This is a genomic window from Guggenheimella bovis (assembly GCF_054492335.1).
Genome location: NZ_JBQWTF010000001.1, coordinates 1,038,368 through 1,063,467, shown reverse-complemented (window position 1 = coordinate 1,063,467; position 25,100 = coordinate 1,038,368). Strand labels below are relative to the sequence as shown.

Sequence of the window (25,100 nt, the reverse complement as noted above, 5' to 3'; positions counted from 1 at the left end):
CCTCATTGGCTACTTTTCAAGGTATTTCAAGCATTCTTCGTGGTAGGCACGAAATCGTTCGTCGACTTTTGTGCTAAAGCTCTTTACGGGTTTTGGAATGAGCTCTGCATTCGTCACGCCACTTTGGGAGCTTCCCGTTGCTGCAATTTTTCCCGTCGTCTTATTAAAGACCGTATATTCATAGCAAAGCCTTACGCCTGTGTACTTGGTCATTAAGACTTCGACCTCGACGTCATCGCCAAAGGCCACAGGAGACTTGTACTCACAAGCCACCTTTAATACGGGAAAGAGCATGCCTAATTCTTCAAGCTCTCGAACGGGGAGGCCAAGATGGTCACTGAGCTTCGTCCTTGAGATTTCAAACCAGGTGATATAGTTTGCATGATAGATGATGCCCATCTTATCCGTTTCACTATAGCGTGGTTCGATTCTTTCTCTATAGATCATAGTCTGCCCTTCACGCTGTTGTAGATAATTCCGAGCGAGCTATCGACCGTAACGTGCATGCCGCGGTGAAGCTTCTCTAGTGCGTGTTCTACGCCTACGACAGCAGGAATGTCTAGGTTTAGTGCTGCAATGGCTCCTAGGGAAGAATATCCTCCCTCGACTGTTACAACGGCTCCAGAGAGCTTTACAAGCTCGATCATCGATTCGTCGATGCTTTGAGCGACGAGGACATCTCCGGGCATGAATTCGTCCTTATCTTCTTCAAAACGAACCGTTCCGTAGTGCTTCTTATGGCCGATACCTGTACCCTTAAGTGTCACTTCTCCTACGAGGTGGACCTTCATGGTATTCGTTGCACCGCTCACTCCGACCGGTACACCACACGTCAAGATGACGAGATCGCCTTCTTCGATGAGACCACTTTCGAGTCCCATCTCTTGAAGCGAAGCAAAGATCGTATCGAGGTTATAGGCAGGCTTCATCATGAAAGGATGAACGCCGCGGAATAGAGAAAGTTGTCTACGTACGCGCTCATTTGTCGTACCTGCAATGATCGGGCACTCGGGGCGATGAATAGCCGTTTTCTCTGCAGTAAAACCACTGCTCGTAGCGGTTAAAATGGCTTTCGCGTGGAGGTTATACGCGCTCTCTACAGTGGAACGGCTAATCGCATAGGTGACGCTATCCATGTGCATGGCGTTTTCTGTGCGCTTTAAGAGGTCAGCAAAGTCGAGCTTTGACTCGGTTGCAAGACTGATGCGGTTCATCATCTGAACAGCTTCCAGTGGATAATCTCCTGATGCCATTTCTCCCGATAGCATGATGGCATCGGTTCCATCTAGGATGGCGTTTGCTACATCGGTTGCTTCCGCACGCGTCGGTAGTGGACTCTTCGTCATCGATTCGAGCATCTGTGTTGCCGTAACAACAGGCTTTCCTGCGAGATTGGCCTTTCGAATCATTTCCTTTTGAGTCATGGGAACGTCTTCAATCGGCATCTCCATGCCAAGGTCCCCTCTTGCAACCATGATGCCATCGCTCACTTTAATAATTTCATCGAGGTTTGCTACACCTTCGTGGTTTTCAATCTTTGCGATGATCTTTACATGACTTGCATTGTTGGCTTCTAAAAGCTTTCTAATCTCTAAGACATCACTTGCTTTTCGAATGAAAGAGGGAGAGAGAAAGTCCATGTCTTCTTTAATACCGAAGAGAATATCCTCTACATCTTGCTCTGTGACAGCAGGAAGCTTGACTCGAATGCCGGGTGCATTGAGTGCCTTTCTCGTCGTGAGCTCTCCTCCGTGAAGGACTTTCGTGCGAATGTCCTTTCCTTCCGTCTGAATGACTTCAAGGACGATCTTTCCGTCATTTACGAGAAGCTTTCCACCGGGAACGACATCGCGGTAGAGACCTTCGTAAGTAATACAAGCTTTCTTGTTATCACCTTCAAAGTCACCAGAAGAAAGGATAAACTCGCTTCCTTCTTCGAGTACGATTCCTGCCTTCATGGTCTTAAAGCGAATTTCAGGACCCTTGGTATCGATCATGATACCGATTGGAAGATCGAGCTCTTTTCTTAACTTCTTCACGAGATCGATGTTCTTCTTGTGTGACTCATGTGTTCCATGCGATAAGTTAAAACGAACGATGTTGAGTCCAGCTTTAAAGATCTCTCTTAACAGCGCTTCGTTTTCACTTGCTGGTCCTATCGTTCCGATAATTTTCGTCTGTCTCATGTTCCCTCCTAACGTGCAAGTATCTGAGCTAATTCGTAGAGCTCTAGATTTAAGTGATCTCTCACAGCAATGGCTTCGTCTATGTCTAAGCTTATGATGTCGGAACCTTTAATTCCAACAGCCACGCCCGTATGACCTTCGATGAGTAGGTCGATGGCTTTGGCACCCATGCGAGTAGCTAGGATGCGGTCAAAAGCACTCGGTGCACCGCCACGCTGAAGGTGGCCGATGACCGCAAGGCGTGTCGAGATGCCGCTCATCTCTTCAAGCTTTTGTGTAAATTCGTAAGGATTTCCTACACCCTCTGAAAGTAAGATGATGTAGTGGCTCTTACCTTCCTTTTTTCGATCCTTCATGGACTGAATAATGTCTTCGTAGTCCCATGGGAGTTCTGGAACGATGACCTTTTCTGCTCCGGTGATGATTCCTGCATAGAGAGCGATGTCTCCGCAGTCTCTACCCATGACCTCTACGACAAAGGCTCTTCCATGGGAGCTCGAGGTATCTCGAATATTCGATACGGCTTCCATCACGGTCGTAATGGCTGAATCAAAGCCGATGGTGTAATCGGTATAACCTAGATCGTTATCGATCGTTCCCGGGATACCGATGGTCTTAATGCCTGCATGACTTAGCTTTTTCGCTCCTCGAAACGATCCATCACCGCCGATGACGATGAGTGCTTCGATCGCATGCTTTTTAAGAATCTCGACACCCTTTTGGATGCCTGCTTCTTCCATAAATTCTAAACTTCTGGCCGAACGAAGCATGGTTCCGCCGCGGAAGAGAATGTCGCTGACACTTCTTGAGTCTAAGGGAATGAACGATTCACTTAAGAGTCCATCGTATCCCCGTTCAATGCCTATAATCTCAAAGCCATGGTAGATTCCCGTACGAACGACAGCACGAATGGCTGCATTCATGCCAGGAGAATCGCCTCCACTAGTCAAAAGTCCTATCCGTTTCATTACTCCTCCTAATAGAGCTTCACTGAATCATCTCCTAAGAATGCCTTCAGCTGATCGAGAAACCATTCGGTCGGGGTTACGTTGTAACGAGCGAGCTCTCTGAGTTCACGCGTATCTTCAAAGTAGATGAGTACTTTCGTCGAGCCAGGATTTTTTTCACAAAGTGTCGTTATGTCTAAAATTTGCTGTTCATCGAGTGTAGGGCACTTTAGAAAGAGCTTTTCTTCTCGTTCATCGGTTACTTTTTGAAGCTTTGAAACGAGTAGACTTACAGAGCCGTTGTCCTTTACAGAAAGACGTCCATCGATTAAAAGGACAGCGTCTTTTGAGAGTAACGATTCCGTTTCCTTAAGTGTTCGTGCAAAGACAACGCCTTCAATTTGAGCAAATTCGTCTTCAAATTGGACGGTAGCCATCTTCTCGCCCTTTCGAGTGAGTCGATATTCGATCGATTTCACCATGGCGATGAGCTTCATGGGTTTGTTGTCGAGTTCAAAGACATCGTTTTCTTCAAGCTCTAGAAGCGTCGAAGTCTGAAGTCTCTCCCTCGCCTCTCGGTAGCTTTCTAGAGGATGACCAGAAAAGTACATCCCTAAGACTTCCTTTTCCATCTCTAAGAGGTCTCTCTTTTCGAACTCTTCGATGTTCGGTATGATGACGGGCTTTTCTAAGACGTCATCGAAGAGAGAGAGTTGACCTTGGGCATTGACGCGAGATCCCATCTGAATTCTCTCAATAATCTGCTCATAGCGCTGCATCATACCGCGTCTCGTCTCATGGAGACTGTCGAGAGCACCGGCTTTAATGAGGCTTTCAATGGCACGCTTATTGATGACATTGACATCGAGGCGCGAGAGAAAATCGTCGAGGTTCTCATATGGTTTCGTGCGGTTACGAATGATCGAATGGATCAGTCCGTAGCCGACGTTTTTTACGGCTAAGAGTCCAAAGCGAATGCCCTTTTCTTCGATCGAGAAGCGCTCAAAGGAGCAGTTGACGTCTGGCTTTAAGACTTCAAGTCCTTGAGCTTTGGCTTCTTCCATGTACTGAATGAGCTTACTTTCAAAGCCCATGACACTCGTCATGAGAGAGGCCATATATTCTTTCGGGTAGTTGGCTTTTAAGTAAGCCGTCCTATAAGCAATTGTAGCATAGCCTGTAGCGTGGTTCTTTTTAAAGGCGTATTTTGTAAAATCTACCATCTGATCGAACAAGCGATTGGCTTGTTCTTCGGTGAGTCCATTCTTTATAGCACCCGGTATTTCATCCGTTCCATAGAGAAATTTCTCTCGTTCCGCTTGCATGAGAAGCGCATCCTTCTTTTTCATTGCTCGCGTTACGAGGTCACTCTGCTTTAAGTCGTAACCTGCGATAGCTTGAACAATTTGAAGGAGCTGCTCGTGGTAGACCATGACGGAATAGGTCGGTTTTAAGATGCGCTCAAGTTCTGGATGCGGGTAATTTACTGCCTCTCCTCCTCGAACGCGCAGGAAGGTCGGAATACTCTCCATGGGACCAGGTCTGTAGATACTAATTCCCATGATGATATCTTCAATGGATGCTGGTTTAAATTCTTTAATGAAGCGACGCATCCCTGTACTTTCAAGCTGGAATACGCCTAGCGTTTCACCGCGTGAAAGCATTTCGAAGGTGCGTTCATCCTTATCTTTAATGTCATCTAGCGTGAGAGGATTTCCTCCCTCGTTAATCATCTTTATCGCATCTTTAATGACCGTTAGATTTCTGAGTCCTAAGAAGTCCATCTTAAGTAGTCCCAGTTCCTCTAAAAGCGTCATCGTATACTGCGTGCTTATCGTCTCATCGTGAACGTAGAGTGGCACATGGTGTGCCATGGGTTCATCACTTACGACGATGCCTCCTGCGTGTGTCGAAGCGTGGCGCGGAACGCCCTCAAGCTTTCTGGCATTTTCTATAAGGAGGCGAATCGATTCGTCTTCTTCGATATAGGACTGAAGCTTCTCGCTCTCTTGAACGGCTTCATCGAGCTTCATTTTATTATTAAAAGGAATGGCCTTTGCGACCTTATCGACAGCGCTGTAGTCGAGTCCCATGACGCGACCGACATCTCTTACGACAGCACGTGCTCCTAAGGTTCCAAAGGTTACAATCTGTGCCACGTGGTCAGAACCATACCTTCGGTACATGTAATCGATGACCTCTTGACGTCGTTCGTCTTCAAAGTCGGTATCGATATCGGGCATGTTTCTTCTTCCAGGGTTTAAGAACACTTCAAAGATCAAATTATAGTAGATGGGATCGATATCGTGTATGTACAGGGCGTATGCAACGAGGCTTCCTCCCGCACTTCCACGTCCTGGACCTACGGCAATATCTTGACTCTTTGCATAGCGAATGTAGTCGCTTACGATGAGGAAGTAGTCGTCAAAACCCATCTCGTGAATGACAGCGAGCTCGTCATCGAGACGCTTTTGATACTCTTCGGTGACATCTTTTATGCGCTCTCTAAGTCCCTTGTTCGCTAACTGAACAAGTTCCTCTTGGCTGTTAAATTCAGGATCTTTCGAGTATCTTGGAAGATGTCTCTCGCCAAAGCGGAATTCAAACTGACACCTCTCAGCAATGTCTGCGGTGTTATCAAGAGCTTCAGGAGCATAGGAAAAGAGCTCCTCCATCTCTTCACGACTCTTAAGGTAGAATTCATCAGAGGGAAAGCGCATGCGCTCTGCATCCTGAAGGGTGGAACCCGTCTGAATGCAAAGGAGAATGTCGTGTGCGAGTGCATCGTCCTTTTTTACGTAGTGGACGTCATTGGTCGCAACGAGAGGAATACTCGTTTCGTTCGAAAGATCTACAATCATTCGATTTAAGTTTTTTTGAATCGGGATAAATTGATCTTGAATTTCAAGATAGAAGCGACCGGGAAAGATCGATTGATAAAAGAGGGCCGCCTTCTTAGCCCCTTCTAGATCTCCAGAAAGGAGCTTGTGAGAAACCTCACCTTGCATACAGGCGGATAGTGCAATGAGACCCTCGCTCCTAGAAGAAAGCTCTTCTAGGGTAATGCGAGGCTTATAGTAAAAGTGATCGGTAAAGCCTTTGCTTACGAGATCAACGAGATTTCGGTATCCAATTTCATTCTCACAAAGGAGAACAAGGTGGTAATTCGTTCTAGGATCGTTCGATTGAACGTAGACTTCAGAGCCTATGATCGGTTTTACGCCCACTTTTTTTGCACGCTTAAAAAACTCTACGGCACCGAAGAGGACGCCGTGGTCTGTGATCGCAAGAGCAGGTTGTTCAAGCTCTTTGGCGCGCAAAAGCACCTCATCGATGCGAGCAAAGCCATCGAGGAGACTATATTCCGTATGGACGTGTAAGTGGACGAATGGTTTCATAGGAACTCCTGTTCATTCTCATTATACACAAACATCTGAACGAATTCATTCCTTAATTTAAAGCTTTTCAGCGAGCTTCTGTATGCGCACCAAGCGGTTTTTTACGCCGCTTTTTGAGATAGGTGGATTACACTTTTCACCGAGCTCTTTTAGGCTGAGTTCAGGCTCTTCTAAGCGAAGAATACTGATCTCCTGAAGTGATGGTGGAAGCGTATGAATCCCACGAACACTTTGAATTTTTTCAATGGCACGTGTGATATCGGAAGCAGCTTTTACGGTCTTTTCAATGTTTGCCGTCTCAAAGTTCACTTGACGGTTGATGTCATTTTTAACGCTTTTTACGACTCGGATGTTCTCTAGTTCCAGCGCTTCTTTGGTCGCTCCGATGAGGGTGAGAAAGTCACTAATGACTTCTGCGCTTTTGGAGTATACGATAAAGCGTCCTCTGCTCTCAGTAAGACCAAAGGAGCCGTATTCGATGAGAAGGTCTAGCATGGCTTCTGAGAGTTCCTTGGATCGAAAAGAAAGCATGAGTTCATACTTTTTATTCGGATCCGCAATCGTTCCACCAGCGAGGAACGCACCTCTAAAGAAGGATCTCTTTGCTCCTTCCGACTGTAGAACTTGTGCCGGAATAGCGCTCTCAAGCTCTAGGACACCATTTTGTTCCTTTACAATGCCCACTTCCTTTAAGAGTCTCGAGCTGTTCTTAGAGAGCACTCGGTAGCGCTTTTTAGCCGCCACTTCTTCCAGACGAATCTCAACGTCGAGACCAAAGTCCGTTTTCAAATATTTATAGTAGTGACGTGCTATCACGTTCTTTTCCGTTTCAAAGGAGACGTCAAGAATACCTCGTCCTCTCAAGTGGACTGAGGCTATGGTATGTAAAAATCCAGCGAGCTCATAGAGGTCACCGGGAAATCTTCGAATTAAATCTTCTTTTAATCTACTCGTATACGTTGTCATCGTTCCTCCACCCTCGTATTCATACCCAAAAGGAAAGCGCCGGCTTATGCCAGCGCTTTTTGAACCATAATAAGTTCACTTTCATACATCTTTTGCTCGGGAATCTCGTTTTTCGGGAAATAGCGAACATCGACGAAACCCTCTGCTCGAAGTGGTGTCATATCACCAGTGACGGGACGCATCTTATACCAGAAGACCTTCTTCGAATGAAGTCTGCCTCCGGAATAGTATCGATATTTTGCCCAGCCAAGCTCAGCCTCAATCTTAGCGACAACACCTGACTCCTCATAAACTTCACGAAGAGCCGCTTCCGCCGTCGTTTCTTCGGCTTCGAGATGACCCTTGGGCAGAACCCAACGTCCTTTTTTCGTTTGTAATAAGAGGACACTATCGCCTCTTAATACGACACCTCCAGCACTGATGATCATGAATACCTCTACATCGATATATACACCAATACGAGCAAGATGATAAAGAACAGAAAGATCGGCCCAAAGACAATGACTGCTGAAAGGAAGATCGCTAAAGCATCACCTTTTTCGAGCTCATGCTTCTCATTGTTGAAGGCTTCAAGCTCCTTCTCCCGTCCAGCATAGCGAGCTTTATTTTGTTCCTTTTGTAGATCGAATGCTCGTTTTACTTTTTTTGGAAACAGCATGTTACTTCTTAATGAGCGGGAAATGGCAAGCTACGAAATGATTGGGCTCTAACTCGACCATTTGTGGCTCTTCCTCACGACACTTGTCTGTCGCATAACGGCAGCGTGTGTTAAATTTACATCCCTTTGGAGGGAAAATTGGAGATGGGATATCTCCTTCCATAACCTTAACTTGTACCTTTTCACGAAGGTCTGTCGTAGGAATAGCTGCGAGAAGTGCTTCTGTATATGGGTGGAAGCGCTTTTCAAAGAGTGCTTCAGTAGAAGCGAGCTCGCACATGTGTCCAAGGTACATAACGCCGATACGGTCAGAGATGTACTTAACAACAGAGAGGTCGTGGGAGATGAAGAGGTATGTGAGTTGCTCTTTCTCCTTGAGGTCGATCATAAGGTTAATGATCTGTGACTGAATGGATACGTCAAGAGCACTTACAGGCTCGTCTGCTACGATGAACTTTGGTTGCATCGCTACGGAACGTGCAATACCGATACGTTGACGTTGTCCACCAGAGAATTGGTGAGGATAACGGTGAACGAAATACGGAGCAAGTCCGCATTCCTCCATGACCTTTAGGATGTAGTTCTGAGATTCGTCAGTACCCATCTTAATCATGCCATGGGCAATTGGTCCTTCGCCGATAATTTGACCAATCGTCATACGAGGATCGAGTGATGAATAGGGATCCTGGAAGATGATCTGTAGGTCTTTACGAAGAGGACGCATTTCCTTTTCAGAGTAGGTTGCAAGGTCTACAGGGTTATTCGGATCGATTCCGTAGTACCAGATGTGACCTTCCGTTACAGGATAGAGGCGGAGAATCGTACGACCGAGTGTACTCTTACCACAACCTGATTCACCTACGAGGCCAAGGGTTTCACCTTTATAGATTTCCAGATTGATATCTTCATTCGCATGGACAAAGTATTGTTCCTTTTGGAAGAGTTTTTCTTTCTTAATTGGGAAGCGCTTTGTCAAATGCTCAAGCTTAAATAGTAGTTCTTTTTCAGCCATTGGAACGTACTCCCTTCTTCGGATAGAAGCAGCGTACGACGTGACCTGGAGTTACTTCGACTAACTCTGGTTCCTCGTGAACGCATTTTTCCGTCGCATACTTACAGCGCGGTGCAAATTTGCAGCCCTTTGGAAGAGCAAGCGGATGAGGTACTGAACCTGGAATCGGTTCAAGTCTTGTTCCGTGTGGCGTATCGAGACGCGGAATGGAGAACATCAAACCTTCCGTATATGGATGCTGGTACACTGTCTCCTCGTGAGCAAAGATCGTCTCTACAGAGGCTTTCTCTACGACTTGTCCACAGTACATTACGGCTACATCGTCTGCCATTTCGTTAATAACAGCGAGGTCGTGCGTAACGAAGATAATAGCGGATCCTACGCGTTTCTTAAGGTCGTTCATGAGTTCAAGAATTTGAGCTTGAATCGTAACGTCAAGAGCTGTCGTAGGCTCGTCTGCGATGAGAAGTTTGGGTTCACAAGCAAGTGCCATAGCGATAACGACACGTTGTCTCATACCACCAGAAAGCTGGAAGGGATATTGCTTTGCTACCTTTTCAGGGTTCGGAATACGAACCATGCGGAGCATGTCAACGACCTTCTTTTCAGCTTCTTTCTTTGTTAAGCCTTGGTGAATGATAAAAGGCTCAGCAACTTGCTTTTCAATGGTGAATACAGGGTTAAGAGCAGTCATCGGCTCTTGGAAGATAACAGAGATATCATCACCGCGGATGTTTTGCATCTCAGATAGCGGAATGTTGATCATATCTTTTCCGTCGAAAATGATTTCTCCAGATTCGATATAACCGTTACCATCGAGCAGACGAATAACGCTCATAACGGAAACGCTCTTACCAGAGCCACTTTCACCTACGAGACCTAGTGTCTTACCTGCTTCAATGGAGTAATCCACGTCGTTTACAGCTTTTACAATACCTTTTTTCGTCTTAAAGAAGGTATGAAGGTTTTTAATTTCTAATAGTGCCATAGCTCCTCCTACCTGTCTTGGCTCTTAGGATCGATTGCATCGCGGAGACCGTCACCAATCAGGTTGATACTGATAACAGTGAGTGCCAAGGCAATAGCTGGGAACACCCAACGCCACCAGAAGCTTTGAATAACAACGGAGTTGTTTGCACCGAAGAGCATGTTACCCCAGGTTGGAATAGGTGGTTGAACACCGAATCCAAGGAAGGATAGTGATGACTCACTGAGCATGGAAGATGCAAACGACAATGTTGTCGATACGATGATGATCGAGATGACGTTTGGAATGATATGACGAGAGATAATTGATGACTCTTTAATACCAAGTGAACGAGCAGCTGTAACGTACTCTTGCTCACGAACACTGAATACTTGTGCACGAACGAGTGCTTGTAGACCTGTCCAGCTCAAGAGACCTAGAACGATCATGATCAAGTACACGCGCTGTGTCGGAGACATCTTATTACCGATGATAGCGTTCAAGATGATAGCGAATGGTAGGAATGGAAGTGAGCCGACGATTTCAGCAATACGTTGAAGGATAATATCGACTGCGCCACCGAAGTAACCAGAGATACCACCGATGATGATACCGATGATGGTTGAAATCAATACGGCAACAGCACCGATTGTCATCGTCCAACGTCCACCGTTTAGCATACGTTGCCAAACGTCACGACCAAATTCATCACTACCTAGAATGTAACCCTTAAGACCAGTTGTCTTAACGGAACCGTCTTTTGTAACAAAGTAGTTTTGGTAGTAGCCTGTGTAAACACGTTCTACGCCATTGACTGTAGCGAGTTGCTTGTAGGTGTTATCACCCCAAGAAACCGTATCGCCATTGTCGAGCGTTGCAATAAAGTGGAATTGACCAGCGTGTAGGTCAACGACTTTATGTTCTGCTTTCTTATCACTGCCGTTTCGATATTCTTCAGGAACATTGCCTTCACCTTTAGATGACAAGTTACCCCAGACAACGACTTTACCTTCTTCTGTAATACCAGCAACAGCCTTAGAAGAAGCGACGATCTTTGTAAGCTTTACGCCTTCCGGAATCTTCTGATAAGCAGAATCGATTGTACCGAGGTAAACGGGTGTTCCATCTTTTAATAGACCAATCGCAGCATCACTCGTTAAAGCGATGTCTTTTAATTGACCTTGATATTCGTGATAGTGGTTGTAGTCAACCATGTGCGTGTTACCGAGGTAATTACTATTTCCATCTGCATCTAGAAGCAAAGTGAATTGATGGTAAGCAAGGACTTTTACAAAGTTATTTACCTTTCTTACATCAGCATTTGCCTTCGATTGCTTTTGACGGTTATTACCCCAGCCAAAGTATTTACCATCTTTGGTAATACCAGCTACGTGGTCAAAACCAGCAGAGATAGCTTTCATTTGTGGAACATCTTTTGGCATCTTCTTTAAGATGTCTGCACCTGGAACATTGGTTTCACCCCAAACGTGAACCTTACCGTCTTTATCAAGACCCACAGCAAAGCTACGTCCAACGCTGAGATCGGTTAGATTATCAGCTTTTTGAAGCGCTGCTGGAATCGCCATCATGTTTTGACCAGGAGCAATATTTTGCTGTGTCGTCTCTACAAAGCTAAGGTCTACAGGGTAGAATAAAGGTCCGATGAGTACGAGTGCGAAGATGAAAAAGAACACGCCAAGTGCAATGACACTTAGACGGTTACTTAGGAACGTCTTCAGGATCGTAATTCCAGGACTTTGAACCGTTTCTTCCTTCATGAGCTTTTGAAGCTCAGGATCATTCATTTGAGCTTGAAGATCGGCCTTCGCCTGATCTACTTTTGCTTCAACGGGATTGTTTGTTTTATTTTCTTCCATGAAACACTCCTATTCGTTGATACGTACTCGTGGATCGACGAGACCATAGCTCAAGTCTGTGATAAGGTTTCCAACTAAGCCAATGAGGATATAGAAAACTTGAAGTGCCAAGGCAACGTTGTAGTCACCTGCCATGAGCGCATCAATGTAGAATTTTCCCATGCCATTTAGACTGAACATCGATTCGAGAATGAGGGAACCTGCAAAGATACTCATAACCCAGCTGATGATCAGAGTGATAACTGGAAGGAGAGCATTTCTCCAAGCGTGTGAGTAGATAACTACCTTTTCTTTAACACCCTTAGCTCTTGCTGTACGGATGAAGTCCATGCTTAGAGCATCGACCATAGCAGCACGAACATAACGGGTCATTCCAGCCAACGCACCAAAGATCATGATGATGATTGGAAGCGTAATGTGCCAAACGGTATCGACAAATTTGGCCCAAGGAGTTCCCTGGAAGTTCGGTGTATTCATACCAGAAACAGGGAACCAGCGCAGTTTAACTGCGAATAAGTAGATGAATACGAGTGCGACGATAAAGGTCGGCACACTAAAACCAACAATGGTTAAGGCCTGCACGGTGCGGTCAAAAATAGAGTTTTTGTGCACCGCCATCACAATACCCAAGGGTATCGTTATCGCAAGCGTCAGTATGATATCGAAGATATTAATAAAGACCGTCGTTTTAATCGGCGGAACGATTAGTTTGTTGATGTCGGCTTTGTATTTTTGTGAGTAGCCTAGATTTAATGTTAGAAGTCTTGTCATCCATTTTTGATAACGGACGATTAGTGGATCATCGAGTCCATAACGGGCTCTTGCTTCTTTATACGCCTTCTCGATAGCCTCAGGGGAAACTTTACCCTTTAGTTCTTGTACTTCTGCACGGGCTGGGTCGCCGGGAATCGAGTTGTATAAGAAGAAGAGGAGAACGGACATGATAAAGAATACAAAGATGATGTAAAATATTCTTTTGACAATATATTTAGCCATTGTCTCTACCTTCCCTAAACGAGATTTGATTACGTTACAATCCCTTAAAACCGAGCGACGCGACCTATGGGGAGTAACGATTTCTTAAAATGTTTTTTTAAAAAGTATATGGGGCTTTCGCCCCATATACCAAAGTACTATGAACTTATTTTGTTTTGATTACTCAACGTGTGAGTAGAGAAGTGCCATCGGAATTCCGATTGTAGCGCTATTCTCGTATCCCTTGATCTTGCTGTTGAAGAAGTCATGGTAGATGTTGGAGTATAGCGGTAGGTCTGGAAGAGCCTTGTTCCAGTGAATGATGTAGTTCTGGAAGTTCTTTAAGAAGCCTTCTTTATCTGTAGGATCAACCTTAGCGAGGTTATCAGCTAACTTCTCGAGTTCTGGATCGATGATGTAGTTTTCGTTGTAACCTTGTGCTAAGAGTTCAGGCTTTGTTGTGTAGTAGAGCTCTGGGTTGTAAACGAGTGTAAATCCTGAACCGAGGTTGAACATGTTGTAGATCGGAACAGAGTACTTCTTGTCTTGGCTACCGTCACGGTAGAGGTAGTTAAGAAGTGTATCGAAGTCCATGGTATCTTGTTCGATAACGATACCAGCAGCTTCAACGTCTTTGTTCTTCATGAGTTTAACAACGAGAAGTTCAGATACTGGGTTCTTCTCGGAAGAACACCATTTGATCTTAAGTGGCATGAGCTTACCAGCTTCGTCTTTCTTATAACGGAGACCTGTTCCAGGATATGGTTGTCCCTTTTCATCGAGGTTCCATCCAGCCTTGTCAAGAAGCTCTTTAGCCTTGTCAAGTGAGTATTCATAAGTATCGATTTGTGAATCGATGACTGATTTTGATTCTTGGTATTCCCAAACGCCGTCACCATAAGGTCCGTTTACAACGCCGCCGAAACCACCTGTGAAGGAGTTAGCGAAGTCTTTACGGTCTAAGAGGTGAGCGATTGCTTGACGTACTTCAGCGTCCTTTGTTGGGTAAAGGTCACATGTGAAGAGGAGTTTGCCGTAACCGTTACGTGGGTAGTCTACGTAGCTGAATCCACCGTTTGATTCTTCAACAACTGTTAGACCAGCGTTGATTTCATCACCACTGCTCATACCTTCGAGAAGGTCAACAGAACCAGTCTTGAGTTCGTCCATTGCTGTAGCGGACTCGACCTTTTTGTAGATGAGTGTATCGATAGATGGTTTTTGTCCTTCGAAGTTACCCTTCCAGTTTTCATCTCTTTCGAGAACAACTGTCTTTGTTGATGGGTCATAGCTCTTTAGCTTGTAAGGTCCGCATGTTGGACGCTCTACTGCGAAACGAGCTGTGTCTACTTTAACCTTGATTGGGTCTTTGTCATCATCTGGGTTAACTTTGAGTTCAGGTGTGATGTAAGCACCGTTACCATCGTCTTTGATGTCGTATTCTTCACCGAGCCAGAATTTTAGTGGTTCTGGACCAGCAGATACTTGTGTGATTTCCCAGTAGTTAGGAACGTTCTCTTTTGCAAGTGTGAAAGAGAATGTCTTGTCATCTAAGAGGCGAACACCAGCAAATTCCTTAGCTGTTCCTTCGTTGAATTCATTGTAGCCAACGAGGTAGAAACCAGCTGTTGGTTTTGCCTTGAGGTCAACCATTTGCTTTGATGAGAATAGAACCATTTGAGCAACATAGTCTTTTGCTGTAATTGGTGTTCCATCGCTGTATTGGAGACCGTCATTGATTGTGAATGTGTAAGTCTTGCTACCGTCTTCATTAGCTGTAACTTCAGGATCCTTTGCAAGGACTGTCTTGTTCCAAACGAACTCACCAGCTTTGTTGGTATCGAGTGTGCCGTACCAGTAGAGTTGGCTGTTAACAGATACGTCTGTAGCGTTGTTTTGCCACCATGGTGTCGCGAAGTCACCACTTGGTTCTGTGTTTGTACCAACGATTACTTCGTTCTTTACATTGCTTGGTGTTGTAGTAGGTTCTCCTGATTGAGCGGGTTCTCCGCTTACTTGGGGTTCTCCACTTGTTGCATTGCCGCCGTTTGTTGCTGGTTGACATCCAGCAAGAACAGTTGTAGCGATCATGAGTGCAACGAGTAAGAATACTGTGAGTTTTTTACTCATCCCTTCCTCCTTTTAGATAGACGCTAGGGGTTTCCCTAGCATTTTCTTCATGTTATCACGATAGTGACAGATTTGCAAGAACCAGAGTTGGCAGGACTATATAATATAGAAGAAAGGGCTAAATTAGCCCTTTTTTGTAACACATTCAACTGATTCTAATCAGAATTTTTTTAACCTTATCGTAACATTCGATCTGTTTTTGGTACGAAAAAGTACCATAAAAATGCCCCGAAAAGCATGAACATCACGAGTCCTAAAGCCCCCCAAAGGAGTTTTCCACTGTACATGTTCAAATAATAACTCGGTAAAAAGAATTTCTCGAGAATATGGATCCCAGGAATGTACTTACCGACGTTAACAATCATGGGGCTTGTGATGATAGAACCGAGTAAGACGACAGGAATGAGCGACGCATAGCGAAGCGGAGAGCGAAAGAAGGCCTTTGCTCCAAAGAGTAAGGAGCAGACAGAGAGCGTGTAAAGAATGAGGCCTATGCCCTTAAAAATGCCCTGACTTCCTTCCGTAATGATTAGAACGAGTATTCCACTTATCGTGATGAGTAAGGTCGGAACGAGCACGCTTAAGAAGCCTGCGATCGCTTGACGCTTTGTAGAAAATGCGAGATAGAGCCTGTTGCTTTCATCTTTATACCACTCGAGTACGTGAATCCAAGCACCGAGAAGGACGAAGATTGCGATAAGGCCTTCCGACTGAAAGAGCGTAAAGCCCGCTTCATCAGCATTGGTTCCATCGAGGTATTCATAACTAAAGTGAAACGGTCCTCCGTTTGCCTGATGCTTACTATAGTATTTAAGCACATCTTCCTGGGCTTTTTTAAGATCAAAATCGAAGAGCTTCGTCTCCTTTACGAGATCCCTTAAAACGTCTTCGGTCTTGACATCTAAGAGTTCACTAAAGATGATTTCTGCAATGATCCCCTGGCTTACACTAGAGGGGCTCATAAGCATCGTAACCTTCGTTCCAAGGGAACCCTCCGAAGCATCAAAAACGACGCCTGCTTCAAGCTTTCTATTCGCTACGTCCTCTTCTAGCACCTCCCTCTCATCGTAGAGAACAAAGTGATACATCCCTTCGTTCTTTAGGATCCTTTCACTCACTTCCTTAAAGGCTTCCTCTTCGGACCTGAGAACGCCTACCTCTACGCCCGTCGTATGATGACTCGACCAGTAGAAGATGAGGGCACTTAAAAGGGGGAGGGCTACTAGAAGAGCGATAAAGCCCTTCTTTTTAAAAGCACGTTTTAAGCTGAGCTCACACCAAATCCAAAGCTTCATTGGAGTCCCTCCCTTCTGACATATCGTCTGCCGAAAAATGCGAGAGCGAGTGACCCGAATAGCACGAAAAAGAGAGCGATCACATGGGGTCCGTGGATCGTATTCAGTATGGTATCTTGCGTAAATTTCATCCAGTAGGTAGTTGGAAGTAGAAACTGCAACTTTCTAATCGCTCCTGGTAAGAAGGAGGTTGGAATGAAACCTCCCGAGAGAAAGAGCATCACAAAACTCAAGGCAAAAAGCGTGAGCATGGCACTTAAGCGGTCCTTGTAGAAGCTATAGATCATGATGATAAAAGCACTAATGGAAAAGCTTAAGAGCATGAGTTTTAAAATCGTAAGTCCATTGAGATCGATCACATCGAGAAGAAGTCCTTTCGCCTGGCTATTATAAAGAACGACGATCACAATACTTAAGAGAAAATGGACCGTAGATACGATGATCCAGTCGATGAGAAGCCTCGAAAATGTCGTTATCCCTTCGATCTCTAACTTCTTCTGTAGTCCCTCGTGAAGCGGTTTTAAGAGGAAGGCATCCATCATGCCCATTAAAAGCATGAAAAGGACACTCATAGACGCGATAAAGTACAGCACGGCACTTACGTCACCCGTAGCTGAAATCAGGGTCTTACCGAAGAACTCATCGCGTGCGAGCGTAAAGCTTAAGAACGCTTCGTTGACGCGCTTGTTCATCTTCTCTTCTTCCGCTTTACTTACTCCCCTACTTCCATAGAGGTCATACATCGAGTAAAGTGCAGCCTGGCTCGTTCCTAAGGTCTTGGCACCAGCTTCACTTACGACACGAATGAGCCTACTCTCTAAGGGCTGATTCTCGTTTAAGAGGATCTTTGCCGGGTCATTTCTTCCATAGATGATCCCTCTTACAAAGCCCTCAGGAATAAGTAGAAGAGCCTGAAGCTTTCCTTCTTTGAGTTCGCTTCTTCCTACCTCTTCATCGATGTCTTTAAAGTCTACGAGTGCCTTTAGCGTCTCCTGCTGACTTAGCGCATTGATCATAAGCTCTTCCGCTTTTTGATCTTCATCCCTTACGACTCCTAAACTTAGCCTTCCTGTAATCGAATCACCATAAAGGGCCTTAGAAGAAAGAAAAGCAATGGTTGCTGTTAAGCCTAACAGCAGCATTGCTCCAATGAGTACATAGGGGATCTGACGTAATGCGCGTTTTAATTGTAATTCAAAGAATGTGAATAGCATACGCCGGACCTCTGTTTCTATTTTTGTCCGAACACCTTCTGTAGTTGCATGTAGAGACCAACAGCGTTCGATTGAATCTCTTGCATCACTGCGTTCAGATCTTCTTCTGTCGCTTGGAAGACGTCCACTTTCTTTCCTGTGTCAGGTGCTTTAATCTCTGGCACTTCATTGGAAAGCTTGATCTTAGCCTTTAAGCCAATTGCTTTTTGTCCAGAGAAGACTACGTCGATCTTGTCGTAGTTTAAGGTCATGGATTTGCCCTTTACGATGTCTTCCATTTTACCTTCTGCTACGGCTTCGAAGTACTTCTTGTTCGTAGAATCTGTCATTCCAACGCTGTAGCTAAGCGTCTTTTGAGCCCAGTCTACTGCTTCTTTACCACTAAATACAGCTTTTTGTCCACCCGTGTTTACGTCAAATTGAAAGTTCGTCTCTTCGCGATCTCCTGTATTTTCACCCTTACTTACGTAGTGAATTACAGGTGTTGCACCAGCAGCACTTACTGCATCGATCTTGATTTCGGCATTTTGGTTGTGTGTTGCACCACCGAGCTGTTTTACGTCGATCTTTAGGCCTTCATCTTTGACCTTGTATTCACTCTCAAAGCTTACGAGCTTGTTATCTTCGGTTAGATATTCTGTGAAAGTGAAGGCAGGAAGGTTTTCTTTCTTAATGGACGCTACGGCTTGATCGATACTATCGGAGAAGCCCTTCATGAATTCCTCTTTGGTCATCGTCGGTGACGAAGTACCAATGAATGGATCGATGAAGTCTTTTTGGAAAGCTTCTTCTGTCGTAACGAAGGTCTTAATATCTTCTAAGAACTTGATGTAGGTCTCTTGAGGAATTTCTACATTGAAACCATCAAAGTCTTGTTCCGTGCCATTGTATGTGAACTTCTTGCTCTCTATCTTTGTTACCTTCCAGTTGGCCTTAAAGTCATCGAGTGCTTTTTTAAGGAGTGGATAGGTGTCTAATTGATTTCCAATGCCACCTGCTGCCATCGCTTGGAACTTGGCTGAATTAGCCATCATCGATTTGTAGCCCTCTACGAAGCTATTGAGACTTTGTTCATCGATGGTTGCATCCTTTAGAAGCGGTGCATTTTTAATTTTTGACTTCAGGTCGCCAGAAAGATCCAATGTAAAAGCCGTCTTTGTTAGCGCTGGAACCATAAATGTGACAGCTTCGTCTTGAGCGTGTACGTTCATGCTTAAGAGGTCGCTTCCATTAAATCCAAAGCCTAGAACTGCTTCCGATGCTTTCTTTTGACTATCTGTATTGGATTGGAAGTGTAAGGTCAATCCTTGAGGAAGTGCAAAACCCGACTGTTGTTCTACGATAGGTGCTTCAACGAGTGTAAGTGTCGCATCGACTGAAGCTGCCTTTTGCATATTTTCAAAGAAAGTCTTGAGATCTAGAATCTCTTGGTTCTTGTCGGATAGTCCGCCACCAGCCATGCTTTGAAGACCAAAGATGACGCGATCGGTATCGTTTTTAGCGACTTCTGTTCCACCCTTTGAACCAAACCAACCGAGCTTTGTTCCGGCAAAGCCGAGAACTGCGAGTGCTAGGATCACAGCTAATACACCTGCGATGAGACCCTTACTCTTTTTCGTGTTCTTTTGAACAGGCTCAACCTCTTCCCATGTTGGATTTTCTACAGGTGCTTCAACCGTCTCCTTTACTTCTTCGACTGTTTCTTCCACCTGCTCCGTTAGAAGATCCTTTTCTTGATTATCTTCCATTCGATTCGTTCCTCCTCTTTTTTTCTAAGTGACTAATCACTTCATTGATATTTGTACCCCTAGGGGCTTCGACTAACACACCATCGACGAGATAGAACAATCGATTACATATAATTAACTCGTCGGGCTCGTGACTCGACAAAACGACTGTTCCACCGTTTTTGGCGTACTCCTTAGTATACTCCTGAACATCGCGTTTTGTTAAGAGGTCTAAACTGGCCGATGGTTCATCCAAAAGTAAAATGGGACTATTATAAGCTAAGGCACAGGCGATGGAGAGGCGCTTTTTCATGCCTCCAGATAGCGTCGAAACGCGGTCATGTAAAAAGGAGTCGAGTTCGAGCTCCTTTAGGAGACCATTTTCTAGCGCTTCTTCTAATTTAATAGGACTCTCTGCATACCAGAGCCTTAAATTATCCTTTACGCTCAGCTCTTCTATGAGAGGATTATCCTGCGGGACAAAGGCCGCATAGCGACTCAAGTCCTCTTTACTACTCATGAGCTTTCCATTATATAGGATACTTCCCGAGTCCGCTCGCTCTAAGCCACTCATAATCGATAGAAGTGTGCTTTTTCCGCTTCCATTCTCTCCTACAAGACCTGCGATCTCACCGCGGTTTAGCTTGAGATTGACGCCTTTTAAGACGTCTTTTTTTCCATAGCTTTTAAAGATATTTTGAAGTTCTATCATGTTTCATTCGTTCTTTCTACCACTTTATTTGAAAGGCCAACTCTTAATGAGCTTTTCCTCATCTAACTGGGCTTTAAGCTTCTTTAAGTCTTCTGCGATGGCCTGGGCGTCGTGGCGAATGAAGCCCTCCTTCATTTCTAAGTAAGAACCCGTCGTAAGAGCGATTCCTTCTTGATGAAAGTAAGCACGATCTTCTTCTGTAAGTCGAAGTGGATATTGATTTTCTTCGAGATAGTGCTCGAAAGAAGATTCCGGTCCAAAGCTTTCATTGACAAAGATCTCATCGAAGATGGGATCTTCTAAATGATCATAGATGACTCTGACGTGATCGGAAATGCTCATGCCCGTCGTCTCTCCCGGCTGCGTCATGAGATTTGCGATATAAATCGTTCGTGCTTTACTTCGAAGAATGCTCTCTTTAATGCCAGAGACGAGTAACGCCGGAAGGATCGAGGTGTAAAGACTACCAGGACCTACTAAGACAAAGTCAGCTTTCAGAATCGCATCAATGACATCTAAGGTCGTACGAGGTCTCTTCGGATAGATGTCGACAGATCGGATGGGGCTTTCTTCTTTTAACGACTCTTTAGGAAGCGCACTTTCTCCAATGATCACCTTACCGTTTTCTAGCGTTCCTTTTAAATCGATATGATCGAGACTTACAGGGTGCACTCTTCCTGTGATTCGAATGATGTCACCCGTCGTCTTTACGGCTCGCTCAAAGCTTCCTGTTATATCTTCTAAAGCGGTGATCATGAGATTTCCAAAGGACTGCTCGGCGAGGACGCCCTTTTCGAAGCGGTAATTCATAAGTGCTTCCAAAAGAGGACTCACGTTACTTAACGCGATCAAACAGCTTCTGATATCGCCTGGCGGTAAGGAGCCAAGGTCTCTTCTTAAAATACCACTACTTCCCCCATCGTCCACAACATTTACGACGGCATCGAGTTCGCTCGTTATTTGCTTTAACCCTCGAAGAAGTACGCTTAAACCCGTACCTCCTCCGATGATAACGATGCGCATCAGACGATTTCTCGATCGTTCTGTTCGACAGAGTAACCGAGTCTCTTAAAGTGTTCGTGTACGAGGTAAGCAAACGTCACCGAGCGGTGTCTTCCACCGGTGCAACCGAAAGCGATAGTCGCTGAGTTTCTTCCACTCGCTTGCATCTCACTCACGGCGATTTCAAGGACATTTATAATCGCTTCAAATAGCTTTTGACTCACTTCATCCTTCATAATGTATTCTCTTACGGCTTCGTCGTAACCCGTTAGGCTCTGTAGCTTTTCTTCATAGAAGGGATTCGGTAGAAAGCGGACGTCGAAGCTAAAGTCCGCTCCTACAAAGTCACCGTGCTTTACGCCAAAGCTTACGACGTTAATCGTAAAATCGCCTTCGCGCTTTTCGGCGTAGAGCTCTTGAATCATTTTCTTTAGCTGATGACTATTTAATGAGCTCGTATCGATGATGCGGTCGCTCATTTCTCTTAAGTTGGAAAGCTTTTCACGCTCCTCTGCGATGGCCTTCATGACATTTCCCTTGGTCTCTAAAGGATGCGTACGTCTCGTAAGAGCAAAGCGTTTTTTTAAGGCACTATCGCTCGCTTCTACGAAGAGAATTTCGATATTATAACCGAGTGAACGAAGCTCCTCAACGACCACTTGAACGTCTTCAAAGAAACTTCCTAGTCTGAGGTCCATTACGAGGGCAATGTTTCCTGTATCTTCACGGTGTTCAAAGAGTGCGATAAATTCCTTCAGTAGGTTTGGCGGAAGGTTATCCATGCAGTAGTAACCGAGGTCTTCAAAGGCGTTTAGTACGGTCGATTTACCGCCTCCAGCAAGACCTGTGATGAGCTTAATAATCATAGTAACTCCTTTACGTTTATGATGCGCTCTGGTTCAATCGATGCTTCTTTTGCCCTTTCTGTTGCTTTTGTTACGACGCCAATGTGCTCTGGCCTATGGGCATCAGAGCTCATGAGAAAACGCACGGGAATGTGCTTGATCTTTTTTAGCTGTTCGGTCGTTAAGTGATGATGTCTTTCATTAATCTCTAATAACTTATTTGTTCGAACGGAAGCGAGTGCCACGGTCTCAATGTCTACGATTCCCTTATCTCCAGGGTGTGTTAAGACCTTAAAAGGATAACGCTCCATCGCTCGTACAAGTGCCCTCGTATTCATTTCTATGGCCTTGTTCTTAAAGAGTCCCGTCCACTTATGAATGAAGTTTATGACGTGCATCTTTAGTGAAGAGAGGTTCTTTAGACGTGATCCAAAGTGATAACCACAGAGGACAAGGTCGAAGAGTTCCATTTCTTCCACGGTTAAATCGACATCACCATCAGGCGTTAAGATGTTCGCTTCAACGCCAAAGATCAAGGTCATGTCGCTATATTTTTCTTTTAAGCGGTCGAATTCCTCGCGCATCTTAGGAAGGTCTTCCTTTTTATAACCATAGAAAGCATGGCCCCAAGCGTGATCGCTAAAGCCCACGACCTTAAGACCTTTTTTTCGAGCTTCTATAATGGTATCTTCCATCGTGCCCTTCCCATCGGAATAGCGCGTGTGCGAATGATAATCGGCTCTTAACATGTCTTCTTTCCAATGAGTTTGACTTCAGGTTCTAAAAGAACACCACTGTCCTTATAGACCTGCTTTTGAATGAGTTCGATCAGTGTGAGTACGTCTTCACACGTTGCGTTATCAATATTTACGACAAATCCGCAGTGTTTTTCACTGACCATTGCACCGCGGTAGCGAAAGCCTCTTAGACCACTGTCTTCAATGAGCTTTCCGGCAAAGTAACCTGTAGGTCTTTTAAACGTAGAACCGGCTGAAGGAAGTTCTAACGGTTGCTTCGTCGTTCTACGCTCGGTAAAATCACGAACCTTCTCCATTATTTCTTCCGGATCTCCAGGCGTAAGCTCTGCTTTCATCGATAGGACGATGAGAGCGTCTTCGATCACGCGACTCATTCGATAGCCAAAGCGCATCTCTTCATTCGTATACGTCTTGACTTCGAGTTCTGGCGTTAAAACAGTCACTTCTGTAATAACGTTTTTAAGCTCCCCATCGTAAGCTCCGGCATTCATGACGACGCCTCCACCAATGCTTCCTGGGATTCCTGTGGCAAATTCAAAGCCCTTTAATCCTAGCTTTGAAGCTTCCTTACTTACGGTACTTAAAAGCGCACCGCTTTCTGCAAAGACAGTCGTTCCCTGAATCTCATAGTGAGAAAAGTTTTTTCCTAGCTTGATCACCGCACCGCGGTATCCGTCATCGCTAAAAAGAACGTTCGAACCATTCCCTAAAACGAAAAAGGGAACGTTTTCCTCTTTTAAGATTTCGAGTGCCTTCTTAAGTTCCTCGACACTCGTCGGATATATCATAATATCTGCTTTACCACCAATTTGAAAGCTCGTATGGTCCTTTAAGAGTTCTCCTTCGGTGTAGCGCAGTTTATTTTGGTTTAATTTCTGAATTGTATTAAGCATGCTTCCTCCAAAGTCAAGTATATCATACCCAAAAGGCTCGAAAGATGGGCAAAATCGAAGCATTTTGCCATGTGTTTTTTTGCAAAAACGAGCCGTCAAAAAATAAACTAGTTGTAAAAAATCTTTTCAAAGCGACGATTTTGTAGTAGCTTATTCATTGTTTAGAAAATCTTAATATACATTAAGATTTATAAAGCAACATGAAACGACTTTTATCCCTTCTACTCGTCGTCCTTTTAGTGACGACAGCCTTCAGCACAAACACCCACAGCACCTGCAGGCGAATTCGTTCGCCACAACCTAGGAGCTGACCCACAGACCATCGCCTCCGCTCTGAATACAGCGCTCGATGGAGGAACTGTCCTCGATAACCTCTACTAAGGTCTCGTAAACGTCTACAAGGACAACCAAGTCCTTCCTGGCGCTGCAGAGAAGCGGGACATCTCAGAAGATGGTCTAACCTACACCTTCCACTTAAGAGATGCCAAGTGGTCTGACGGAAAGCCCGTTACAGCAAAGGACTTTGAATACGCTTGGAAGCGCGTCCTGCACCAGAAACGGCAACGGAAGTGCAACGATTGTAAAATAAAGCCTCAAAGACCTGCGAAATCGCAGGTCTTTTTTTCGGGTATAGATAGGTTAAAGGAGGAAGCATGAAACGAATTCACATCATAGTAAATAGAAACTCTGTAAAGGAAAAAGAGCTCATGAAGCTCTCCTTTGAACTTCTCGTAAATGGCTACACCGTATCAATGCATGAAACCACATCGGCAGGGGATGCCACAAATAATGCGAGGGACGTGTGCGATCAAGCTTCTTCCGATCTCATTTTAAGCTTTGGAGGCGATGGAACCTTAAATGAAGTCGTAAGAGGAATTCTTTCAAGCGCCCATCCCCTTCCCGTCACAGCCTTCGCAGGAGGAACTATGAACGACTTTGTAAGCTACTTAAAGCTTCCGAAAGATGCCACGGCCTTTGCAAAGACCTTAGGTTCTTTTTCTATGCATGCAATAGACGTTCTAAAAATCAACGATCAATTTGGCATCAATGTCTTTGCCGCAGGGGCTCTTCCTGCTGTCGCTCACAGCACGTCTTCTGAAGAAAAAGCCATCATTGGACCTCTTGCTTACTATTTAGAAGGGATACGAAAGCTTCCCGATCTTACGAAGGATCATTTTATCGATCTCGAAACGGACGAATACCTCTACCGCGGTCCCTTTATGCTCTTTTTAGCGAATAACTCCAAAACCACTGGTGGCTTTTCAAATCTCGCACCCGAAGCAAACATCACAGACGGTCTCTTAGATTGTCTACTAATAAAAAAAGTCTCTGCGATGGATCTTGCAGAGTTCCTTTTGAAATTAAGTCGCGGAGAGAAAATTCTTAGCGAAGACGTCGTCTACTTTAAAGCAAATCGAATCACTGTCATTAGTGATGCTGATTTCGATATCGACGGAGAATTTCTCGATGCTGAGAAAGCGCTCATCGAAGTAAAGATGCAAGCACTTTCTTTCTTATATTAAAAAAAACAACCGAGT

At 44.8% G+C, this 25,100-nt stretch carries 22 protein-coding genes; 2 read left to right on the top strand and 20 right to left on the bottom strand.

Going from position 1 to position 25,100, the window contains the following annotated elements:
* Positions 1–9 precede the first annotated feature (9 nt).
* From ACUB3H_RS05215 to murB, 20 genes are all read right to left on the bottom strand, one after another.
* On the bottom strand, positions 10–447 hold the full coding sequence (locus ACUB3H_RS05215) for an acyl-CoA thioesterase (RefSeq protein ID WP_459129605.1): 438 nt from the start codon (positions 445–447) through the stop codon (positions 10–12).
* Positions 444–2,186 carry a pyruvate kinase gene (gene pyk / locus ACUB3H_RS05210; RefSeq protein WP_459129604.1) on the bottom strand — a complete coding sequence of 581 codons (1,743 nt, stop codon included), beginning with the start codon at positions 2,184–2,186 and terminating at the stop codon, positions 444–446. The genes ACUB3H_RS05215 and pyk overlap by 4 nt, the downstream gene beginning before the upstream one ends.
* Positions 2,187–2,194: 8 nt before the next feature.
* Positions 2,195–3,154: a 6-phosphofructokinase gene (pfkA, locus tag ACUB3H_RS05205; RefSeq protein ID WP_459129603.1), complete on the bottom strand. Its 960-nt coding sequence runs from the start codon at positions 3,152–3,154 to the stop codon at positions 2,195–2,197.
* Positions 3,155–3,162: 8 nt separating this feature from the next.
* Positions 3,163–6,531, bottom strand: coding sequence for a DNA polymerase III subunit alpha (locus ACUB3H_RS05200; protein WP_459129602.1), 3,369 nt, complete (start codon positions 6,529–6,531; stop codon positions 3,163–3,165).
* Positions 6,532–6,588: 57 nt separating this feature from the next.
* The gene (gene whiA / locus ACUB3H_RS05195) at positions 6,589–7,497 is read right to left on the bottom strand and encodes a DNA-binding protein WhiA (RefSeq protein ID WP_459129601.1); all 909 of its coding nucleotides are present in this window, start codon (positions 7,495–7,497) and stop codon (positions 6,589–6,591) included.
* A 44-nt stretch (positions 7,498–7,541) separates the two neighbouring features.
* The gene (locus tag ACUB3H_RS05190) at positions 7,542–7,925 is read right to left on the bottom strand and encodes an NUDIX domain-containing protein (protein WP_459129600.1); all 384 of its coding nucleotides are present in this window, start codon (positions 7,923–7,925) and stop codon (positions 7,542–7,544) included.
* Between the two features lie 8 nt (positions 7,926–7,933).
* Positions 7,934–8,155 carry a hypothetical protein gene (locus ACUB3H_RS05185; RefSeq protein ID WP_459129599.1) on the bottom strand — a complete coding sequence of 74 codons (222 nt, stop codon included), beginning with the start codon at positions 8,153–8,155 and terminating at the stop codon, positions 7,934–7,936.
* A gap of 1 nt (position 8,156) precedes the next feature.
* Positions 8,157–9,167 carry an ABC transporter ATP-binding protein gene (locus tag ACUB3H_RS05180; protein ID WP_459129598.1) on the bottom strand — a complete coding sequence of 337 codons (1,011 nt, stop codon included), beginning with the start codon at positions 9,165–9,167 and terminating at the stop codon, positions 8,157–8,159.
* Positions 9,160–10,155 carry an ABC transporter ATP-binding protein gene (locus ACUB3H_RS05175; RefSeq protein WP_459129597.1) on the bottom strand — a complete coding sequence of 332 codons (996 nt, stop codon included), beginning with the start codon at positions 10,153–10,155 and terminating at the stop codon, positions 9,160–9,162. Before ACUB3H_RS05175 ends, ACUB3H_RS05180 begins: the two co-directional genes overlap by 8 nt.
* A gap of 8 nt (positions 10,156–10,163) precedes the next feature.
* Positions 10,164–12,011 carry an ABC transporter permease subunit gene (locus ACUB3H_RS05170; RefSeq protein ID WP_459129596.1) on the bottom strand — a complete coding sequence of 616 codons (1,848 nt, stop codon included), beginning with the start codon at positions 12,009–12,011 and terminating at the stop codon, positions 10,164–10,166.
* 9 nt (positions 12,012–12,020) lie between these two features.
* Positions 12,021–13,007 carry an ABC transporter permease gene (locus tag ACUB3H_RS05165; protein WP_459129595.1) on the bottom strand — a complete coding sequence of 329 codons (987 nt, stop codon included), beginning with the start codon at positions 13,005–13,007 and terminating at the stop codon, positions 12,021–12,023.
* A gap of 159 nt (positions 13,008–13,166) precedes the next feature.
* Positions 13,167–15,116 carry an ABC transporter substrate-binding protein gene (locus ACUB3H_RS05160; protein ID WP_459129594.1) on the bottom strand — a complete coding sequence of 650 codons (1,950 nt, stop codon included), beginning with the start codon at positions 15,114–15,116 and terminating at the stop codon, positions 13,167–13,169.
* 176 nt (positions 15,117–15,292) lie between these two features.
* Positions 15,293–16,411, bottom strand: a complete 1,119-nt coding sequence (locus tag ACUB3H_RS05155) for a hypothetical protein (RefSeq protein ID WP_459129593.1) — start codon at positions 16,409–16,411, stop codon at positions 15,293–15,295.
* Complete coding sequence (locus ACUB3H_RS05150; protein WP_459129592.1) at positions 16,408–17,625, bottom strand: ABC transporter permease; 1,218 nt, start codon at positions 17,623–17,625, stop codon at positions 16,408–16,410. The genes ACUB3H_RS05155 and ACUB3H_RS05150 overlap by 4 nt, the downstream gene beginning before the upstream one ends.
* 17 nt (positions 17,626–17,642) lie before the next feature.
* Positions 17,643–19,373, bottom strand: a complete 1,731-nt coding sequence (locus tag ACUB3H_RS05145; RefSeq protein WP_459129591.1) for a hypothetical protein — start codon at positions 19,371–19,373, stop codon at positions 17,643–17,645.
* Complete coding sequence (locus ACUB3H_RS05140; protein WP_459129590.1) at positions 19,363–20,064, bottom strand: ABC transporter ATP-binding protein; 702 nt, start codon at positions 20,062–20,064, stop codon at positions 19,363–19,365. The genes ACUB3H_RS05145 and ACUB3H_RS05140 overlap by 11 nt, the downstream gene beginning before the upstream one ends.
* A gap of 24 nt (positions 20,065–20,088) precedes the next feature.
* Positions 20,089–21,087, bottom strand: coding sequence for a gluconeogenesis factor YvcK family protein (locus ACUB3H_RS05135; RefSeq protein ID WP_459129589.1), 999 nt, complete (start codon positions 21,085–21,087; stop codon positions 20,089–20,091).
* Complete coding sequence (gene rapZ, locus ACUB3H_RS05130) at positions 21,087–21,932, bottom strand: RNase adapter RapZ (RefSeq protein ID WP_459129588.1); 846 nt, start codon at positions 21,930–21,932, stop codon at positions 21,087–21,089. Before rapZ ends, ACUB3H_RS05135 begins: the two co-directional genes overlap by 1 nt.
* The gene (locus tag ACUB3H_RS05125; protein WP_459129587.1) at positions 21,929–22,660 is read right to left on the bottom strand and encodes a PHP domain-containing protein; all 732 of its coding nucleotides are present in this window, start codon (positions 22,658–22,660) and stop codon (positions 21,929–21,931) included. The genes rapZ and ACUB3H_RS05125 overlap by 4 nt, the downstream gene beginning before the upstream one ends.
* Positions 22,654–23,562 (bottom strand): UDP-N-acetylmuramate dehydrogenase, encoded by a 909-nt coding sequence (murB, locus tag ACUB3H_RS05120; protein ID WP_459129586.1) that lies wholly within the window; start codon positions 23,560–23,562, stop codon positions 22,654–22,656. Before murB ends, ACUB3H_RS05125 begins: the two co-directional genes overlap by 7 nt.
* A 441-nt stretch (positions 23,563–24,003) precedes the next feature.
* On the opposite strand from murB, the gene ACUB3H_RS05115 reads away from it, so the two are divergent.
* Positions 24,004–24,219, top strand: coding sequence for an ABC transporter substrate-binding protein (locus ACUB3H_RS05115; RefSeq protein ID WP_459129847.1), 216 nt, complete (start codon positions 24,004–24,006; stop codon positions 24,217–24,219).
* Entirely contained in the window at positions 24,216–25,085 is an 870-nt protein-coding gene (locus ACUB3H_RS05110; RefSeq protein ID WP_459129585.1) for a diacylglycerol/lipid kinase family protein, read from the top strand. The genes ACUB3H_RS05115 and ACUB3H_RS05110 overlap by 4 nt, the downstream gene beginning before the upstream one ends.
* Positions 25,086–25,100: the final 15 nt, after the last annotated feature.

Coding starts and splice junctions, on each gene's coding strand:
- ACUB3H_RS05175 (WP_459129597.1), bottom strand. CDS start 10,155: ATGGCACTATTAGAAATTAAAAACCTTCATACCTTCTTTAAGACGAAA.
- ACUB3H_RS05155 (WP_459129593.1), bottom strand. CDS start 16,411: ATGAAGCTTTGGATTTGGTGTGAGCTCAGCTTAAAACGTGCTTTTAAA.
- ACUB3H_RS05140 (WP_459129590.1), bottom strand. CDS start 20,064: ATGATAGAACTTCAAAATATCTTTAAAAGCTATGGAAAAAAAGACGTC.
- whiA (WP_459129601.1), bottom strand. CDS start 7,497: ATGACAACGTATACGAGTAGATTAAAAGAAGATTTAATTCGAAGATTT.
- ACUB3H_RS05125 (WP_459129587.1), bottom strand. CDS start 22,660: ATGTTAAGAGCCGATTATCATTCGCACACGCGCTATTCCGATGGGAAG.
- ACUB3H_RS05190 (WP_459129600.1), bottom strand. CDS start 7,925: ATGATCATCAGTGCTGGAGGTGTCGTATTAAGAGGCGATAGTGTCCTC.
- ACUB3H_RS05165 (WP_459129595.1), bottom strand. CDS start 13,007: ATGGCTAAATATATTGTCAAAAGAATATTTTACATCATCTTTGTATTC.
- pfkA (WP_459129603.1), bottom strand. CDS start 3,154: ATGAAACGGATAGGACTTTTGACTAGTGGAGGCGATTCTCCTGGCATG.
- murB (WP_459129586.1), bottom strand. CDS start 23,562: ATGCTTAATACAATTCAGAAATTAAACCAAAATAAACTGCGCTACACC.
- ACUB3H_RS05185 (WP_459129599.1), bottom strand. CDS start 8,155: ATGCTGTTTCCAAAAAAAGTAAAACGAGCATTCGATCTACAAAAGGAA.
- ACUB3H_RS05110 (WP_459129585.1), top strand. CDS start 24,216: ATGAAACGAATTCACATCATAGTAAATAGAAACTCTGTAAAGGAAAAA.
- ACUB3H_RS05150 (WP_459129592.1), bottom strand. CDS start 17,625: ATGCTATTCACATTCTTTGAATTACAATTAAAACGCGCATTACGTCAG.
- ACUB3H_RS05180 (WP_459129598.1), bottom strand. CDS start 9,167: ATGGCTGAAAAAGAACTACTATTTAAGCTTGAGCATTTGACAAAGCGC.
- rapZ (WP_459129588.1), bottom strand. CDS start 21,932: ATGATTATTAAGCTCATCACAGGTCTTGCTGGAGGCGGTAAATCGACC.
- ACUB3H_RS05200 (WP_459129602.1), bottom strand. CDS start 6,531: ATGAAACCATTCGTCCACTTACACGTCCATACGGAATATAGTCTCCTC.
- ACUB3H_RS05170 (WP_459129596.1), bottom strand. CDS start 12,011: ATGGAAGAAAATAAAACAAACAATCCCGTTGAAGCAAAAGTAGATCAG.
- pyk (WP_459129604.1), bottom strand. CDS start 2,186: ATGAGACAGACGAAAATTATCGGAACGATAGGACCAGCAAGTGAAAAC.
- ACUB3H_RS05135 (WP_459129589.1), bottom strand. CDS start 21,087: ATGCGCATCGTTATCATCGGAGGAGGTACGGGTTTAAGCGTACTTCTT.
- ACUB3H_RS05160 (WP_459129594.1), bottom strand. CDS start 15,116: ATGAGTAAAAAACTCACAGTATTCTTACTCGTTGCACTCATGATCGCT.
- ACUB3H_RS05145 (WP_459129591.1), bottom strand. CDS start 19,373: ATGGAAGATAATCAAGAAAAGGATCTTCTAACGGAGCAGGTGGAAGAA.
- ACUB3H_RS05215 (WP_459129605.1), bottom strand. CDS start 447: ATGATCTATAGAGAAAGAATCGAACCACGCTATAGTGAAACGGATAAG.